11 protein-coding genes are annotated in these 17,261 nt (G+C 41.3%); 9 read left to right on the top strand and 2 right to left on the bottom strand.

Annotated elements, in window-relative coordinates:
* Positions 1-7: 7 nt before the first annotated feature.
* The 3 genes from J0656_RS05725 (at position 8) to J0656_RS05715 (ending at position 3,210) form a co-directional block, all read left to right on the top strand.
* Positions 8-1,477: an efflux transporter outer membrane subunit gene (locus J0656_RS05725; RefSeq protein WP_207032189.1), complete on the top strand. Its 1,470-nt coding sequence runs from the start codon at positions 8-10 to the stop codon at positions 1,475-1,477.
* Between the two features lie 65 nt (positions 1,478-1,542).
* On the top strand, positions 1,543-2,430 hold the full coding sequence (locus J0656_RS05720) for a helix-turn-helix domain-containing protein (protein ID WP_166248512.1): 888 nt from the start codon (positions 1,543-1,545) through the stop codon (positions 2,428-2,430).
* Positions 2,431-2,529: 99 nt separating this feature from the next.
* On the top strand, positions 2,530-3,210 hold the full coding sequence (locus J0656_RS05715; protein WP_207032188.1) for an SDR family NAD(P)-dependent oxidoreductase: 681 nt from the start codon (positions 2,530-2,532) through the stop codon (positions 3,208-3,210).
* A gap of 282 nt (positions 3,211-3,492) precedes the next feature.
* Here J0656_RS05715 and J0656_RS05710 read toward each other — a convergent pair whose 3' ends face one another.
* Positions 3,493-5,073 (bottom strand): amidohydrolase family protein, encoded by a 1,581-nt coding sequence (locus tag J0656_RS05710; protein ID WP_207032187.1) that lies wholly within the window; start codon positions 5,071-5,073, stop codon positions 3,493-3,495.
* A gap of 239 nt (positions 5,074-5,312) precedes the next feature.
* Positions 5,313-5,852, bottom strand: coding sequence for an RNA polymerase sigma-70 factor (locus J0656_RS05705; RefSeq protein WP_207032179.1), 540 nt, complete (start codon positions 5,850-5,852; stop codon positions 5,313-5,315).
* 170 nt (positions 5,853-6,022) lie between these two features.
* On the opposite strand from J0656_RS05705, the gene J0656_RS05700 reads away from it, so the two are divergent.
* The 6 genes from J0656_RS05700 (at position 6,023) to J0656_RS05675 (ending at position 17,158) form a co-directional block, all read left to right on the top strand.
* Positions 6,023-7,183, top strand: a complete 1,161-nt coding sequence (locus tag J0656_RS05700; RefSeq protein WP_207032178.1) for a FecR family protein — start codon at positions 6,023-6,025, stop codon at positions 7,181-7,183.
* Positions 7,184-7,351: 168 nt separating this feature from the next.
* On the top strand, positions 7,352-10,915 hold the full coding sequence (locus J0656_RS05695) for a SusC/RagA family TonB-linked outer membrane protein (RefSeq protein ID WP_207032173.1): 3,564 nt from the start codon (positions 7,352-7,354) through the stop codon (positions 10,913-10,915).
* An 18-nt stretch (positions 10,916-10,933) separates the two neighbouring features.
* Complete coding sequence (locus tag J0656_RS05690; RefSeq protein ID WP_207032172.1) at positions 10,934-12,352, top strand: SusD/RagB family nutrient-binding outer membrane lipoprotein; 1,419 nt, start codon at positions 10,934-10,936, stop codon at positions 12,350-12,352.
* Positions 12,353-12,600: 248 nt separating this feature from the next.
* On the top strand, positions 12,601-14,100 hold the full coding sequence (locus tag J0656_RS05685) for a S10 family peptidase (protein ID WP_207032171.1): 1,500 nt from the start codon (positions 12,601-12,603) through the stop codon (positions 14,098-14,100).
* Between the two features lie 48 nt (positions 14,101-14,148).
* Positions 14,149-15,756: an amidohydrolase family protein gene (locus J0656_RS05680; RefSeq protein WP_207032170.1), complete on the top strand. Its 1,608-nt coding sequence runs from the start codon at positions 14,149-14,151 to the stop codon at positions 15,754-15,756.
* A gap of 208 nt (positions 15,757-15,964) precedes the next feature.
* A complete protein-coding gene (locus J0656_RS05675) occupies positions 15,965-17,158 on the top strand; it encodes a proline dehydrogenase family protein (RefSeq protein ID WP_207032168.1) in 1,194 nt (397 codons plus the stop codon).
* The last annotated feature ends 103 nt before the right edge of the window (positions 17,159-17,261 follow it).

Below are 17,261 nucleotides of genomic sequence, written 5' to 3'. Positions count from 1 at the left end.
AGCAACAATGAAAAATTCAATAATAGTAACCATAATAACATTCCTGTTGGCCTCTTGTGGAATCACAAAGAGAGATTACAATGTTCAAAATGATGCTGGTGTAAAGCAGGATTTCCTAGCAAAGGAAATCAGTGAGAAAGCGTATACCGAAGCAGCGATAACAAAAGAATGGTGGTCAGAATTCAATGATCCCATTCTTGATACGCTCATTGAAAAGGCCAGAAAGCACAATCTGGATATCAATACGGCAGTGGCCAATTACAAGGCATCACGGGCTTTTCTCAAAGAAAACAAATTGGACCGATTGCCAACGGTGACCGCCAATGGCAATTATACCCGTACCCGTTTGGGAGAGAATGTATTTGTTCAGGGCAGCAACCCTACCTTTAATACGTATAATGCAAGTTTTGACGCTTTTTGGGAAGCTGACCTTTTCGGTAGGGTAACCAATAGAATCAAAGGGGCGTATGCCAATAGTAATCTTGCCTTGGCCGATATGCACGGAATGTACGTAAGCATATTTGCCGAAGTGGCCAATAATTACATGGAGCTTCGCGGTACACAATATTTGCTCGATATCGCTCAACGTAACTTACAGGGGCAACAGGAAACTTATGAGCTCACGGTCAAATTAACGGAAGCGGGTACCAGTAACAGCCTTGATGTATCCCGGGCATTGGCCCAATTGGAAAGTACCCGTGCCAGTATTCCACCTTTGGAGGCCAGGATAGAGGCATTGAAGAACAGTTTAAGCGTGCTTATTGGAGAGGTTCCCGGAAATTTGGGAAATGAAGTGGTTGACAAAAGGCCATTGCCAAGCCTACCGGCAACGGTAGCTCTGGGCGATGTTAGGGAAATGCTAAGAAGAAGGCCCGATGTCCGTAGGGCGGAGGCTGCACTTCAGGCGCGCATTGCTGCCTATAATATCTCTGTGGCCGACCTCTACCCAAAGATCGAGTTTGGTGGTTCGGTTGGATTTTCGGCAGTCGATTTTGCGAATTTCGGTGAAAAGCCATCTTTTACTTGGACCTTGATGCCCAGTATCAGTTGGGCCGCTTTTAATCTGGGTCGTGTAAAACAACAGATCAAACAAAACGATGCACAGGCCATTGCCGCACTCAATCAATATGAAAAAGCGGTACTGCAGGGACTGGAAGATATCAAGACCTCCTTGGCAAACTATACCAAAGAGCTGGAACGAAGGGAGATCTTGCGTATTTCATCCGAGGCAAGTGCTCAGGCAGCAACCTTTGCCAGGCAGCGCTTTAACTCTGGATTGGACAGTTTTATTGATTACCTAAATGCTGACAACGCTTTGTTGCAGGCTGAGAATGCGTTAGCTTTAAGCGAGATTTCGTCGGCGACCTCCCTAATAGCCATTTACAAGGCCTTGGGCGGCGGTTGGGAAATCATTTCAGAAGATGAATTGGATACTAAATTTCAAAACTTGCATCTGGCCAGTGCCGATGCCAATTAAAACTTAGGTTGTAAGGTGGATCGGATATTTTGGACAAAAAATAGCGCCGATCCACTACAAGATATATGAACAAGGCCGATATACCTGTTTTTGAAAATACGAACGATTTACATGAGGCCATTGGTTTTGCCCATAGGAGCCATATGCCCAATTTTGATGTGTTTCCAGTAGAAGATATGGAAGCTTCATCGAGAAGGTGTATGCCGCCCTATCGTCAAGGATTTTATCAGATAGGGTTGTTGAACTATACAGGAAAGAGTCAACTCAATCTCAATACCGATACCTTGGAATTGAATGAATTTCCTTTATGGTTTGTGGTTCCAGGACAGGTGTTCTCTTGGTTTAGGGATGAAAAGATGTCCGGGTATTATGTGATGTTCAGAAAGGAGTTTTTGATCAATACCTTTCCGGATTTGCAGAAGGATTTTCCTTTTTTGAAAATGTCCGAAAACAATGTGCTGATGCTCACCAAAGAAGAACATGAGTCGTTGTATTTTGATATGGAGCGGATGCATTCGGTATTTAAAAACCCACACCCATATCAAGAGAAAATGTTGGAGGGAATGCTCGGTTCCTTACTATATTTCTGTAAGGCAATCCATGAGCGGCATAAAACAACTGAAAATCACCTGAGCAGGTCACAGATCATTGCAAATCAGTTTGAAGCGTTGGTGGACAAAATGTATGTGGATACCAAAAACGTGAGCGATTATGCGGAAGAATTGAACATAACACCGAACTACCTGACCACGACCATCAAGAAATTGACAGGAAAAAGTGCAAAGGACATTATTCAGGAACGGCTTTTGATGGAAAGTAAGAGCCTATTGAAATATTCGGGACTGGATATCGCTGAGATCGCCTATCGCCTAAATTTTCAAGAACCGACACATTTTACTAGGTTCTTCAAAAATTTGAGCGGAGTAACGCCAAATCAATTTAGGAGAATGTAAATAGTTTGATACCGATTTGACCAACAATAAATTGAGAAAAGAAATACTACTAAGAATGAAAAACCATATGCTAAATTTGTAACATGAAATAAATGAGTAATGAAGAATGATAAATATGTTGCCGTTGTAACGGAAGCAGGTAACGGACTGGGCCACAAGTTTGCCAAGATTTTATTGGAGAATGGGTATGAGGTTGTGCTTGCGGCATGCGGGAAAAGCTTTGAATTACTCTCCAAAGACGGGGAGGATTTACACGGATATCAGCTTTTGAAAACCGATTTTAGTTCGGAAGAGAGTTTGCGTGTGCTTGAACATACCATTAGGGAATCATACGGCAAATTAGATCTGCTGATCAACAATGCTGAAATTGTCAATGGTTTTGGCCACAAGATAGATCAGATCAATATCGAGGATATAAAGGAGGTCTATGAGATTAATTTTTTCTCTATCATTCGAACCATACAAACACTTAAGCCTTTATTGAATCAGAGTGAAGAACCTAGAATCATCAACATCACCAGCTCCTTAGGGGACATCAATAAGATGAAGGATGAAAGTTTTTGTTATTCGGGATATAGTCTTACTGCCTATTCTACCTCCAAAGCAGCGCTTAGCATGTTTACTCATTTGCAGTGCAAGGAATTTAAACCCTCTAAGATAAAAATGTACAGTTTTGATCCTGTAAACATGAAAAACTGTACTTACAACTCCGTAGCCATTTGTGATGGCATCAAAGATGACTTTATTTCCCTCATTGAAAGAAAGCCAATGAGAGCTTAGATTGTCTCATTGAAAATACTATGTACGTACTTGGCTTGAATTTGTATGGCCTAAAGTTCGGCGACCTTTCTACATCCAACAATTTAATTTTCGTATTCAATTGGTTCATAAAGGGATATGGTCGATTATACATCTGAATATGAAAAATCGATAGGGATAAATTCTTCATTTTTTAGCAAAAAAAAAGGCCCTGTTTCAGGGCCTTTTTACAGCTTCATGAAAGGCTCAAACTTCCTTCACAATCGCTTAGAAATAGTATTGTTTAAATAAAATCTCAAGGTATTACTCACCTCTTTCTTGTTTTTGCTTGTTCACCATAGCTTCCACATCGCTCAGCAACTTTTTGGCATCATATACAATACCATCTTTGATGGTGTATTCTATTCCACCAACTCTTTCCACTTTTGCGGTTTCATCGTTCAAACGAACGGCGCCAGTTCCGTATAGTACCTTTAGGTTTTGAAGGGGATTCTCGTCCACAATGATCATATCGGCCAACAAGCCTTCGCGGATTACACCATATTCGATAGGTTTCTTCAAAGGCTTAAAGATTTCTTGGGCACTGTGCATTGTGGCGGCACGAATAACTTCCAATGGATGGAATCCTGCTTCTTGGAACATTTCAAGTTCCAAAATTGTCCCAAAACCATATAGTTGGTATATGAAACCTGAATCTGAACCTAGGGTGATTTTTCCACCCATGTTCTTGTATTCGTTTAGGAACTGCATCCAAACTTGATAATATTTTTTCCATGCCACTTCGTCTTCCGTGGTCCAGTCGAACCAATATGCACCGTGGCTTGTACGGCTGGGGGAAAAGAAATCCATTAAAGAGGGCAATGTGTATTTTTCATGCCAGTCTGCATTACGTGCCCTCATCACATCCCTCCCTGCTGAATAGATGGTCATGGTAGGGTTGATGTAGAAATCCAGTTTTAAAAATTCATCAAGAAGTGCGTTCCACTTTTCACCTCCCGGTTTTACCAGGTTCCATTGGCGGGCAACTTGGCCAAAACGGTGCTGTTCATCTCCATAATTAATATCCACCGGCCAAGGCTGTACATCGTTGTTTTCGTACATGGATTCGAATAGTCCATAAAAGTGGGTCATGCTGGTAAGTCCCAATCTAGCTGCATCGATCGTGTTCATTTGTGCCACCCCGCTTTGTGCAAGGTGGGCGGTGCTCCCCATTCCCAATGAATTGGCTTCATCGAGTACGGCCTCCATAATTTCTGGGCGATGTGAACTAAGTTTTAGCCCGTCCACACCTTTCTTGTTGGCGTAGCGAACCCATTCCCTGGCATCTTCAGGAGTTAGGATTTTACGTCCTTTCCATTCTTTTCCAGTTCCGATCCTATGGAATGAGACCATTCTTGGGGCCACAATTTCGTTCTTGGCACTTCTTTCTTTTTCTTTGAGCGACCATTCCAAGTCTCCAAAAGGAACGCCTCTTATTGTGGTAATTCCATGGGCCATCCATAATTTGTATACGTACTCTGCTTCAGGAGCTTTTGGAGCACCTCCAGTGTGTACGTGCAGATCTATAAGACCTGGCATCACATATTTTCCGGTAGCATCTATTTCCTTGGTCTTGCCATTGCCCAGTGCTGGGCGCTTGGATTCGTCAATAGGTACTTTTGGAACACCTACTCTTGCGATATCCACAATTTTATTGTCTTCGACTATAATGTCCACGGGCCCTGAAGCAGGACCTCCGGTACCGTCAATTAAAATGGCACCTCTAATAATAAGCCGGTCAAAGGGACCTTCTCCTTCACCCGGTTTTCTGTCAGGTGCTCCAATGGTCTGGGCACACATCAGCAAAGGGAGCAAAAGAAGTGTTGCAAAAAATAATTTTTTCATGATTTAAGGTTTAAATGGTTGGTGGTTGGTCAAACCCATGATTGTGAAAAATGGGCATAAACAATCCGTATTTAATAACACTGTTCAATACTATGTTAAAAAAATATAGATTTAGGGTGACAGAAGGTTGTTTTTTGTCGTTTTTGATAAATAATGGAAGTGTTATATGGGATTAAGACAGCCAGCCTGATAAATGGCTCAAAAAATCACAGAACCGTCATGGTGTAGAAAAATCGTGATCAGCAAATTGAAGGTAGTTGTTCTACCACTTGGGAGAGCAAGATCAGAAGAATTGAGGAGATAAAATCTTCTTTTTTGTTGGACCTTAAAAACGCATAGGCCCTTTTCATTTGAGTTTTTACCGTGTTTACTGAAATACCGTTGGCTTCGGCAATTTCAGTATAGCTTTTTCCATCCACTACGACCGATACGAAAATTTCTTTCCTTTTTGTGGGCAATTTATTTATTAAATCATTCAACTTATTGTTTTGTCGGTCCGATCTAGGTTCCGGAGCACTAGGGTCCGTTTCAAAAGTATCCAGTAGCTTTTGCTCCCTTTTTTTCTTTTCTAAATATTGAAAGCTTAAATTTTTGACGGATTTTTTTGCATAGGCCTCAAAAGATATATTTATCGTGATCGACTCTCTTTTGTTCCAAAACGAAACAAAAAAGTCCTGCACAATGTCTTTTGCAATATCCTTATCCTTTACTATGGAAAAGGAAACCAAGCACAAAAGTGGATAGTTGTCTTTAAAAAGCTCTTCAACCTTAAATCTCATAAATTGAGGTTTCGGGGGATATTCATATAAATTTAAAGTTACCGAAATATAAAGTTAAAGTTGATCATTACCCAAAATGGTTGAAAAAATTATTGATTTTTAAAAAAATATTTGATGATTGTCACCCTATTTCAATAAAATACTATCTAATAAATGAGAACAATGATCGAATGCATAAGAAAGAAACATTGCGTACACTTTTAAAAAAGTTGAAGGAGTCGACCGGTTGGAAGGATAAATCTGACAAGGAGTTCGAAGATTTCACTCAAAAATTGATCGAGCGTATTATTGAAGAGGATTTGGTAGACGAATCTTTGGAACTTTTGGAAGGTTTGGATGTGGATAAGGATTGGAAATCCTTGCAGGCTAGAATGTCAAAAGGTAAGCTCAAAAAACTATATCCGAAAAGGATTCTCAGGTATGCCGCTATTTTTATCGGGGTCGTTTCTTTGGGAATAGGTTATGTGTGGCTAAGTGATAATAAAAATGATGTCCTATTGTCCGATACGGACGATATGCATGTAACATTGGATACGGGTTCGGATAGAACCTTGATAGAGTCACATGGTAGCCATGCCGTTACACTTCCATCAGGTGAAACAGTGGCCATCCATAATGGGGATACACTAATTTATGGTTCTAATGAAGAAATCAAGGACTTTGTTTACAATGAGCTCAATATACCCAACGGGAAAATGTTCACGCTTGTATTGTCAGATGGCACCAAGATTTATTTAAACTCAGGAACAAGAATCAAATTTCCTGTAAAGTTTCCTGAAAAAGGTAGGAGGGAAGTGTTGGTTTATGGTGAGGCTTATTTTGATGTGACCAAGGATGAAGAGCGTCCGTTTGTGGTCAATTCCAAGGAAGTTGAGATAGAAGTATTGGGAACACAATTCAATCTGTCTTCCTATGACGATCAGAATGAAGTGGCCACAGTATTGGTAGAAGGTTCGGTGAGTCTTTCACGTTCGGAAAACAGTTCTGACAGGATTTTGTTGAAACCTGGAGAAAAAGGTGCATGGAACAGGGACAAGGGAATAATCGAGGTAGAAGAAGTAGATGTTTCATTACATACCGGTTGGGTTAATGGAGAGGTTGTTTTCAGGAATGCACCGTTTACCGAATTGCTTGCAAGTTTGGAGAGGACCTACAATGTGAAAATAGAAAACACCAACGACAGTATTGTTGGACAGACTTTTAGTGCAAGGTTCAATAGAAATGTAGAAAAAATAGAGGATGTTCTTGAGGCCTTAAGGATTATAACACCTTTTGAGTATGAGTTTGTTGATGGTAAGAAAGGTAAAAAGAAGGATGTTAAAATAAAGTAACAGATAGATAACAACCAAACGATAAACTATTAATACTAAAATATATATGCCAATGAAATGACTTTTTTATTAAAAAAAGCACACAAAAAAAGGGAATGTTGGCCCATTCCCTCTCTTGAACTGTGTGTAATAAATATCGATTCAAACTAATTAAATCAACTCAAAATTATGAAAAAAAAACCATCTAGAATTCTTTTTTTAAAGAGATTCTTGAAGAATGGTTTATCAACCAAATTGACCATTTTTCTAATAATTGCTTCGATAATCCAAATTAAGGCGGCTAACTCCGATTCGCAAGGAGAAAAGCTTTCACTTGATTTAGAAGAAGTTACCATAGAGAGCGCATTGGGCGAGATCGAGTCTCGTTCCGAGTATCGTTTTATGTATGAGTACAGTCAAATCCCTTTAAAAAAGAAAGTAAGTTTAAAGACAAAAGACCAAAAAGTTGAGGATATCCTGACGCTTTTGTTCAGGGACACTAAAGTGGTTTATCAAATCCGTGGTAGACAAATCATACTGATGAAATCTGCAAGTAAAAAATCATCGGATGGATTTTCTTCGACGGAACCCGTTAAGCCAATAATACAGAGTACTGTAACAGGTACGGTCGTGGATTTTAGCGGGGTACCTTTATTGGGTGCGAACGTTATGGTTAAAGGAACGTCCAACGGTGCCCAAACGGATTTTGATGGAAATTTTACCATAGAGGCCGAACCAGGAGACATTTTAGTGGTGTCCTACATCGGTTTTAAGACTTCGGAGACCGAAGTTACGGGTAGCGGTCCCATCACTATTGAACTCCAAGAAGATTCCGCACAGTTGGATGAGGTTGTAGTTACCGCCCTTGGTATTTCCAGAGAGAAAAAATCTTTGGGATATGCAACGCAAGAAGTTGATGGCGAAGATGTTAACAGAACTCCCACCGATAACGTGGTGAACGCATTGTCCGGTAAAATTGCCGGGGTACAGATCAAGAACAACACCAACATGGGCGGATCCAGTAACGTTGTAATTCGTGGTAGTACCTCTTTAACAGGTAACAACCAAGCCTTGTTCGTTGTGGATGGTGTTCCTGTGAGCAACTCCAACTTCAACACTGCCGATCAGCAGAGTGGTACCGGTGGTTTCGATTACGGTAACATGGCCTCGGATATCAACCCGAACGATATCAAATCCATTAACGTACTTAAAGGTGCGGCCGCAACGGCACTTTATGGTTCTAGGGCCACAAACGGTGCGGTGATCATTACCACTAAATCTGGAGCCGGTGCAAAACAAAAACCAACAGTAACTATCAACTCAAACGTTACCATGGGATTCATCGATAAATCCACATGGCCAGATTTCCAATATCAGTACGGTACAGGATATGGTCCTGTTTATGGTAACGATGGAATGAGTTTTTTCAATGACCAAGATGTGAATGGCGATGGGGAATTGGATTTGGTGACACCAGCTACCGCATATGGTTCTTATGGTGCGCAGTTTGATCCCAATCTAATGGTATATCAATGGGATTCCTTTTACGAAGGATCTCCGTATTATCTCCAACCAAGTCCATGGGTTGCTCCGGAAAGCAGATTGATCGATTTCTTTGAAACCCCCGTAACTATGACCAATAGTGTTGCGGTTGCTGGTGGAAGTGATAAGGCAACCTATAGGATTGCCTATACCCGTTTCAATCAAGATGGGTTGATGCCTAACAGTAATATGACCAGGGACAACATTTCCATCAATACAACTTTTGATATTACCGATAAGTTCTCCGTTTCGGGAAGTGCCAATTATATCCTTACCGATGCCTTGGGACGAAATAGGACAGGTAGTGAAACTGGTGCCAATGCACAGAACGTAATCTCATCCATGAGAAGGTACTGGGCCATGAACGTTGGTATAGACGAATTGAAGGATGCCTATTTCAACACGGGAACCAATGTTGACCCATTTATGGGAGGTACAATCGATAACCCTTACTGGGTCGTTTACGAAAACTATCAGAACGATTCCCGTAGTAGGATTTTTGGAAACGTATCCGCAAAATATAAATTCACCGACTGGTTGAATGTGGAAGGTAGGGTCTCCTTGGATACCTATTCCTTTATTCAAGAAGAAAGGAATAATGTAGGTACAGCTGGTGCCGTGGGAAGATATTCCAGGAGAAACATCAACTATAGTGAAGAAAACTATGATTTGATGATCAACTTCAACAAATATGTTACAGACAAGTTGAACATCAGCGGTGTTTTGGGAGCCAATATCAGAAGAACGGACTTAAGTTCCATATATGCCGAAACAAACGGTGGATTGGTACTTCCGGATTTGTTCTCCCTTTCAAATTCATTGAACTTACCACCAGCACCCATAGAGAATGTGGAGAAAGTTGGAGTTGATGGATATTACGGTCTGGCCTCGTTCGGTTACGATAACTTGATCTATGTAGATTTAACAGGACGGTTTGACCATTCCTCTACATTGCCAGAAGAGAACAGTACATATTTCTATCCATCCATTTCTTCCAGTTTTGTGTTTTCCAATTTAGTGGACAAAAACTGGTTGAGTTTTGGTAAACTTCGTTTAAACTATGCAGAGGTAGGTAGTTCCGCACCAGCAAACAGTTTGATCGATGTATTGAACAAACCGACACCATTTGGAGCAGTTCCTTTGTACGGAACAAACGATACCAAGAACAACGAAGACCTATTGCCCGAAACAACTATCAGTTACGAAGCAGGTCTTGAAATGAGATTCTTGAACAGTAGATTAGGCTTTGATCTATCTCTTTACCAAACAAATTCCAAGGATCAGATCATCCCTGTGGCCATTTCAACCACAACAGGATACTCTTCTAGATTTGTGAACGCTGGAGAAGTTGAGAACAAGGGTATTGAGGTGGCCATTAATGGAGACATCGTAAAAACGGAGGATTTTCAATGGAAAGCCAATGTAAACTGGGCAAAGAACCAGAGTGAGGTAGTTTCCTTGTTCGAAGGTGGTAGCAACCTACAATTGGGAACGGTAAGTGGAGTTTCCATTAATGCAACAGTGGGGGAACCTTATGGAACCATTCAAGGAACCGATTACATTTACGTGGATGGAAAACGTTTAATAAACCAAGAAACTGGTGCTTACGAGCGTACAACCACTTCCAACAACGTAATCGGTAACATTACCCCAGATTGGACAGCGGGTATCACCAACCAGTTAAGGTACAAAAACTTTGATTTGAGTTTCTTGATCGATATCCAAAGTGGCGGAGATGTGTATTCGAACGATATCTCAACAGGTAACCGTTCAGGGCTGTACGCTTGGTCTGTAGGACTTAACGATTTGGGCAATCCAATAAGAAACTCCTTGGCCGATGGCGGGGGAATCATATTGGACGGTGTAGCTCCTGATGGATCTCCAAACACCGTTAGAACTGCAATGGATAATTACAGAAATGCAACAGGTAGTGTTATGGCACCACAGGCGCACTTCGTATACGACGCATCTTATGTGAAGTTGAGAGAAGTTGCCTTGAACTATAACTTCCCAAAAATGGCCTTTATGGACAAACTTAGCATTCAATCGTTAAGATTGGGGTTAACAGGTTCCAATTTGTGGATCATCCATAAGAACCTGCCATATGCTGACCCAGAAGCTGGATTGAGTTCCGGTAACTTGCAAGGTTCTCAAAACGGGGTTTTGCCTACGGTAAGAAATATCGGTTTTAACCTACAAGTTCAATTCTAAACCCAAAAAAATCAGAAAATGAAAAACTATTATATCATAATTTTAATGGCACTGTTTTTCTCATGTTCCGGTGATTTGGAAGACATGAACGTGGACGTGAAGAACGCAACAGAGGCTCCGGCGGAGACCTTTTTCAACAATGCCGTGAAAAATCTGTCCGATACCATGAGCGGTATCACCTATGGGGCCAATGGTAACCCATTTAATACAACCAGATTGTTGGTGCAGCAAATTTCCTCTGTAACCTATAACGAGGGAACCACGTACTATTCCAACTTTACCTGGAACGAGGTGTATATGGATATCTTGAACAACCTTCGCCAAAGTGAGGAAGTAATTCAAAGTGCTGAGAGTCTGACTCCCGCAAACGAAAATCAATTGGCGATCATTGAGATTGTTCAGGTGTATACATGGTCCAAACTTGTGGAGTCTTTTGGAAATATTCCCTATTCACAAGCACTGGATGTGGATAACATTTCACCAGAATATGATGATCAAGAGGCAATCTACACTGATTTGATTGCAAGGTTGACCGCAGCCATCAGTGCTTTGGATGCATCCCAACCTTCATGGGGTCAAGACCTTCTTTATAATGGAGATGTGGCCAGCTGGAGCAGTTTTGGAAGTTCATTATTGTTCCAAATGGGAATGAGGATCATTGACGCCAATCCTACTTTGGCCAACGATGCCATAACCACCGCCTTGCCAAATATCTTTACCTCAAATGCAGATATTGCACAAATAGAGCATTTGGAGTCACAGCCAAATACCGCTGAACTTTGGACGGATTTAGCAGTAGGTAACCGTAGGGACTTTGTGGGAACAGATGTTTTTATCGACTACATGAACGAATTGGAAGATCCACGAAGATCAGTTTTCTTTCAAGAAGTAGATGGCACAGATGGTGTGTATCGAGGTTCAGAATCCGGCCTTGTGGTAGCTTATTTTGATTTCTCCAGATTTGGAACACTGTTCTATCAGCCTACCACTCCGGTAATCCTTTTGGATTATGCAACAATAGAATTTTTGTTGGCAGAAGCAGCTGAAAGAGGAATCGCTGGGGTGACCGATGCAGAATCGCACTACAATGCGGCCATACAGGCAAATTTTGATTATTACGGACTTGGAGACAGCGCAGCTGCCTACTTGGCTAATCCAGAAGTAGCATATACTAGCGCTCCCGGTACTTGGGAAGAAAAAATAGGTATGCAAAAATGGGTGGCATTGTTCAACCAAGGATTGGAAGCGTGGACAGAGTACAGAAGATTGGATTATCCAACCTTAGAAGCCCCACCTCAATCCTTTGTTCCAACTGTCCCCGTAAGATTGACGTACCCTATTTCCGAGCAAACCTTGAACAGGGCCAATTATGAAAGCGCAGCTGCGGTCATAGGTGGAGACCTGCTTACGACAAGTTTGTTCTGGGATGTGGATTAAATTCTTGTAAAATAACCAACTTAACCATAAGATTGCCTGGGCTGTGACCCAGCTCAGGCTCTCATTGATTTTTTTATCCGTTTGATTAGCTCAAAGGGGCAGGATATGCTCTATCTAAATTTGATTGCTCAATAAATCAAAATCCTGCCCCTTTTTTAATTAATGGATCGCACATTTAAATTTCTAAAGATATAAATTGTTGTACCCAACGTTTTGGGCTATCCTCGTCACATTAAAAAGTAAAAACCATGAACATAAGACTTAACAAAATAATATACCTTCTCTTTTTTATAGGCACAACAGTTTCTGCACAGCAGTTGAATACCGCAATGGACTCAACGGTAACTGTACAAGGCAGGGTGAATATTAAAGGGAAAGAAGTAAAATACAAAGCAACAACTGGTAAGCAACCTGTATGGGACGATAAAGGAAAAATAATAGCCGGACTGTTTTTTACCTATTACCAAAGAACGGATGTGGACAATATTGCCAAAAGACCATTGGTAATTTCTTTCAACGGTGGTCCAGGCTCAGCTTCGGTTTGGATGCACATTGCATATACCGGACCAAAAATTTTGAATATTGATGAAGAAGGATATCCGGTACAACCCTATGGAATTAAGGATAACCCTAATTCCATTTTGGACGTCGCCGACATCGTTTATGTAAACCCGGTGAATACGGGTTACTCCAGAGCTATAAACGAAATGGACGATAAGACCAAATCGGAGACCTTTTTTGGTGTTAAACAGGATATAAAATACTTGGCGACATGGATTGATAATTTTGTCACAAGAAACAACCGTTGGGCCTCACCCAAATTTTTAATTGGAGAAAGCTACGGAACACCAAGGGTTTCAGGGTTGTCATTAGAGCTCCAAAACTCCCATTGGATGTATTTGAACGGGGTTATTTTGGTTTCCCCAACAACCTTGGGAATAGAAAGAGGTGCTGTTGCAGGTGCAGCGAACTTCTTACCCTATTATACTGCTGCGGCTTGGTTCCACGAGCAATTACCTGCTGATTTGCAATCCAAGGATTTAGTGGAGATTCTTCCGGAAGTAGAGGCCTATACCATTGATGTACTTACCCCGGCAATCTCTAAGGGAGGATATTTGCCAGAATCAGAAAAAAAACAAGTTGCAGCAACAATAGCGAGATACTCTGGATTATCGGAGAAAGTGATATTGGAGCATAACCTACGTATACCAAAAACCTTCTTTTGGAAAGAATTATTGAGAGATGAAGGCTACAATATAGGTAGATTGGATTCACGCTACTTGGGAATCGATGAGCAGACCGCAGGAACAAGGCCCGATTACGCGGCAGAACTAACCAGTTGGTTACATTCCTTCACACCAGCCATCAACCATTACTTCAAAAACTATCTAAATTATCATACCGATATAAAGTATAACATGTTTGGTCCGGTGCGTCCTTGGGATAGAAGCAACAATACAACAGGATACGATTTGAGACAGGCTATGGCACAAAACCCGTACTTGAATGTATTGGTTCAATCCGGATATTATGATGGAGGTACGGACTACTTCAATGCAAAATATAACATGTGGCAGATGGACCCCAGTGGTAAACTTAAAGATAGAATGGAGTGGAAAGGTTATAGGAGCGGACATATGATGTATCTTAGGAATGAGGATTTGCAAACCGCAAACGATGACCTCAGGGAGTTTATCGCAAAGTCGCTCCCGGCAGAAGGAATGCCCGCAAAATATAGTAGAAAGTAAACAACTGATGCAGGGCCAAAATAGAATAGACTACAATTAACTTATAAAATGAAGAAACTAAAATTTCACTTATTGATTCTTGCTGTTGCCTTAGTGCAAGGAGCAATGTACGGACAAATTGAAAAAGCACCGGAGCGTGCCGAAGGAGAAGGGCCTTGGAGCCAACTGATCATCAGAGGAGCTACGATGATAAACGGTACACTGGCCCCGCCACAGGGCCCTGTGGATATCGTTGTGGAAAACAACAAAATCGTAGATGTCAGGGTGGTTGGCTATCCAGGGGTTCCAATAGACCCTAAAAGACGCCCAGCTCTAAAGCCTGGAGGAAAAGAACTAAATGCCGAAGGAATGTACATAATGCCCGGTTTTGTGGATACCCACGCCCATATTGGCGGAATGGCACAAGGAACTTCTGCCGAGTATGTTTTTAAACTTTGGATGGGACATGGAATCACTACGATCGCCGACCCAGCATCTGGCAATGGCATAGAGTGGACCTTGGAACACAAGAAGAAAAGTAAAAACAATGAAATTACCGCCCCACGAATCAAAGCATATACTGCTTTTGGTAGTAAACTTAATGGTGAAATGGGTAGAGAGAACATTGCCACACCGGAGCAGGCCATCGAATGGGTCCGTGCAAATGCCAAAAAAGGAGCGGATGGTATCAAATTCTTTGGAGCCCCACCAAAAGTTATGGAAGCTGCATTGGTGGAGAACAAAAAATTGGGACTTCGTTCCAAAATGCACCACTCCCAGACCTATGTGGGGCAATGGAACGTGCTTCACAGCGCTCGTGCAGGTTTAACGGCAATGGAACACTGGTATGGACTTCCAGAGGCATTGTTCAATGATAGGACAGTTCAGGATTATTCTTTGGACTATAACTATCAGAACGAGCAAGATCGTTTTGGTGAAGCAGGCCAGTTGTGGACCCAGGCAGCAAAACCATATTCCGATAAATGGAATGCCGTAATGGAGGAGTTGCTCGAGTTGGACTTTACACTATCGCCAACAATGGTGATTTATGAGGCCAACCGTGATTTGGCAAGAGCAAGAAGAGCTGAGTGGCACGAGGAGTATACTTTGCCGACGCTTTGGGAATTCTACTCACCAAGCCGTCAATCCCACGGTTCTTATTGGCACTATTGGGGAACAGAAAGAGAGATTGATTGGAAGGCCAACTACGAACTTTGGATGACTTTCATCAACGAATATAAAAACCGTGGTGGTCGTGTAACAGTAGGAACCGATGCAGGTTTTATTTACGAATTGTACGGATTTGCATATCCAAGAGAAATGGAATTGTTGCGTGAGGCCGGTTTTCACCCGTTAGAAGTAATCAAAGCAGCAACACTCAACGGAGCGGAGTCTTTGGGTATGGATGATGAGATAGGTACCATTGCCGTGGGCAAATTGGCAGATTTCGTGATTACAGAAGAGAACCCGTTGGCGAACCTTAAATCGTTGTACGGAACTGGGGCCATCAAATTAATGGAGGACAATACCATTGAAAGAGTGGGTGGTGTAAAGTATACCATCAAGGACGGAATCATCTATGATGCCAAACAATTGTTGAAAGATGTGAAGGAAATGGTGGATAAGGAAAAAGAAGCCAAAAACTATAAAATATTGCAACCAGGAATAAAAGGGTAAAATTAGTTTGATTTTAATAGGTTAGAATATATACCCTTTTTACAATCGTGGTGGTTGTTCGCAATCACCACGATACTTCACTACAAACAAAAATCATTTCAGTATGAACAAATAGGTTGTTACGGTAAACCTGATGTTTCAACGAGCAAGAAACTTATACCCAATTTTAGGGTAACCCCTATCGTGGCAATTGTTAACAATTTACATCATGTCGGACATTTTAAATTTTAACAATACAGAAACGGCCTTTGCCACAAAGTCCAATATGGAACTTAAAAAGGCCAAATTCTTATTTGGAATGTTGGAGTATGGTCAGCTTACCAAGCTGGCGAAACCTATGCTTAATTTCGCTTTTCAAGCTAGACTTCCGATAAAGGGAATATTAAAGAAAACCATTTTTTCCCAGTTTTGCGGAGGTGAGAGCCTTCAAGAATGCAAAACACAAATAGATCAACTATATCAAAATGGGGAAGTAATGTCCATATTGGACTATTCTGTCGAAGGAGCTGAGAACGATAAAAATTTTGATGCCACTTTAGATACACTGCTTAAAATCTGTAAGTTCTCCGAATTTCAAAAGCAGATTCCTTTTTTGGTTTTCAAGCCAACAGGACTCGGTAGGCTGGAAATTTTTCGTAAGGTTTCGGAAAATGTACCTATGAATTTGTCGGAATCTGAAGAATGGGCAAGAATAAAAAAAAGATTTGAAGCCATATGTAGGGCAGTGGCAGAGACCGATAATTTAAAGATTATGGTAGATGCTGAAGAGTCTTGGAGCCACAATGCCGTTGATGGGCTTACAGAAGATATGATGCTTAAATACAACAAAGAGCGAACTGTTGTTTTTGCAACCGTTCAACTTTATTTGAGCAAAAAATACGACTACCTAAAACATTTAAAGGATTTTGGGGAAAAGAGCGGAATCAGAGTGGGGGTAAAGTTGGTTCGCGGTGCCTACATGGAAAAGGAAAGGGACAGAGCTTTGGCACGAGGATATGATAGCCCAGTATGTCCGGACAAATCCACGACCGATAAAAATTTTGATAACGGGGTAGATTTTGTTCTTGAAAACCTGGATGTTCTTGATTTGTTTCTCGGAACCCATAACGAAATCAGTTGTAGGGAATTGGTTAAGAAGCTCTACAATCAGGGAATTAGCGTTACAGACTCGCGCGTTTGGTTTGGTCAGTTGTTCGGGATGAGCGATAACATTAGTTTTAACATGGCCAAAGCAGGGTATAATGTGGTAAAATATGTGCCCTTCGGACCAATTAAAGATGTAATGCCGTATTTGATTCGCCGAGCAGAAGAAAACTCATCCGTAGGTTCACAATCTTCAAGGGAAATGGAATTGCTCAAAAAAGAATTACAACGACGAAAGGAAATGGCCAAATTGAGATAATGAATTCGTAATGGTGTATGTAAAGGTCGTAAGGGCATTGCTTTTACGGCCTTTTTTTTTGACCAAAATCGAATTGAACAAAAAAAGGCCGTCATTACAATAT

This window comes from Flagellimonas aurea (assembly GCF_017313785.1).
In the GTDB taxonomy this organism is placed as follows: Bacteria; Bacteroidota; Bacteroidia; order Flavobacteriales; family Flavobacteriaceae; genus Flagellimonas; species Flagellimonas aurea.
This window is presented reverse-complemented; position numbering and strand designations above follow the sequence as displayed.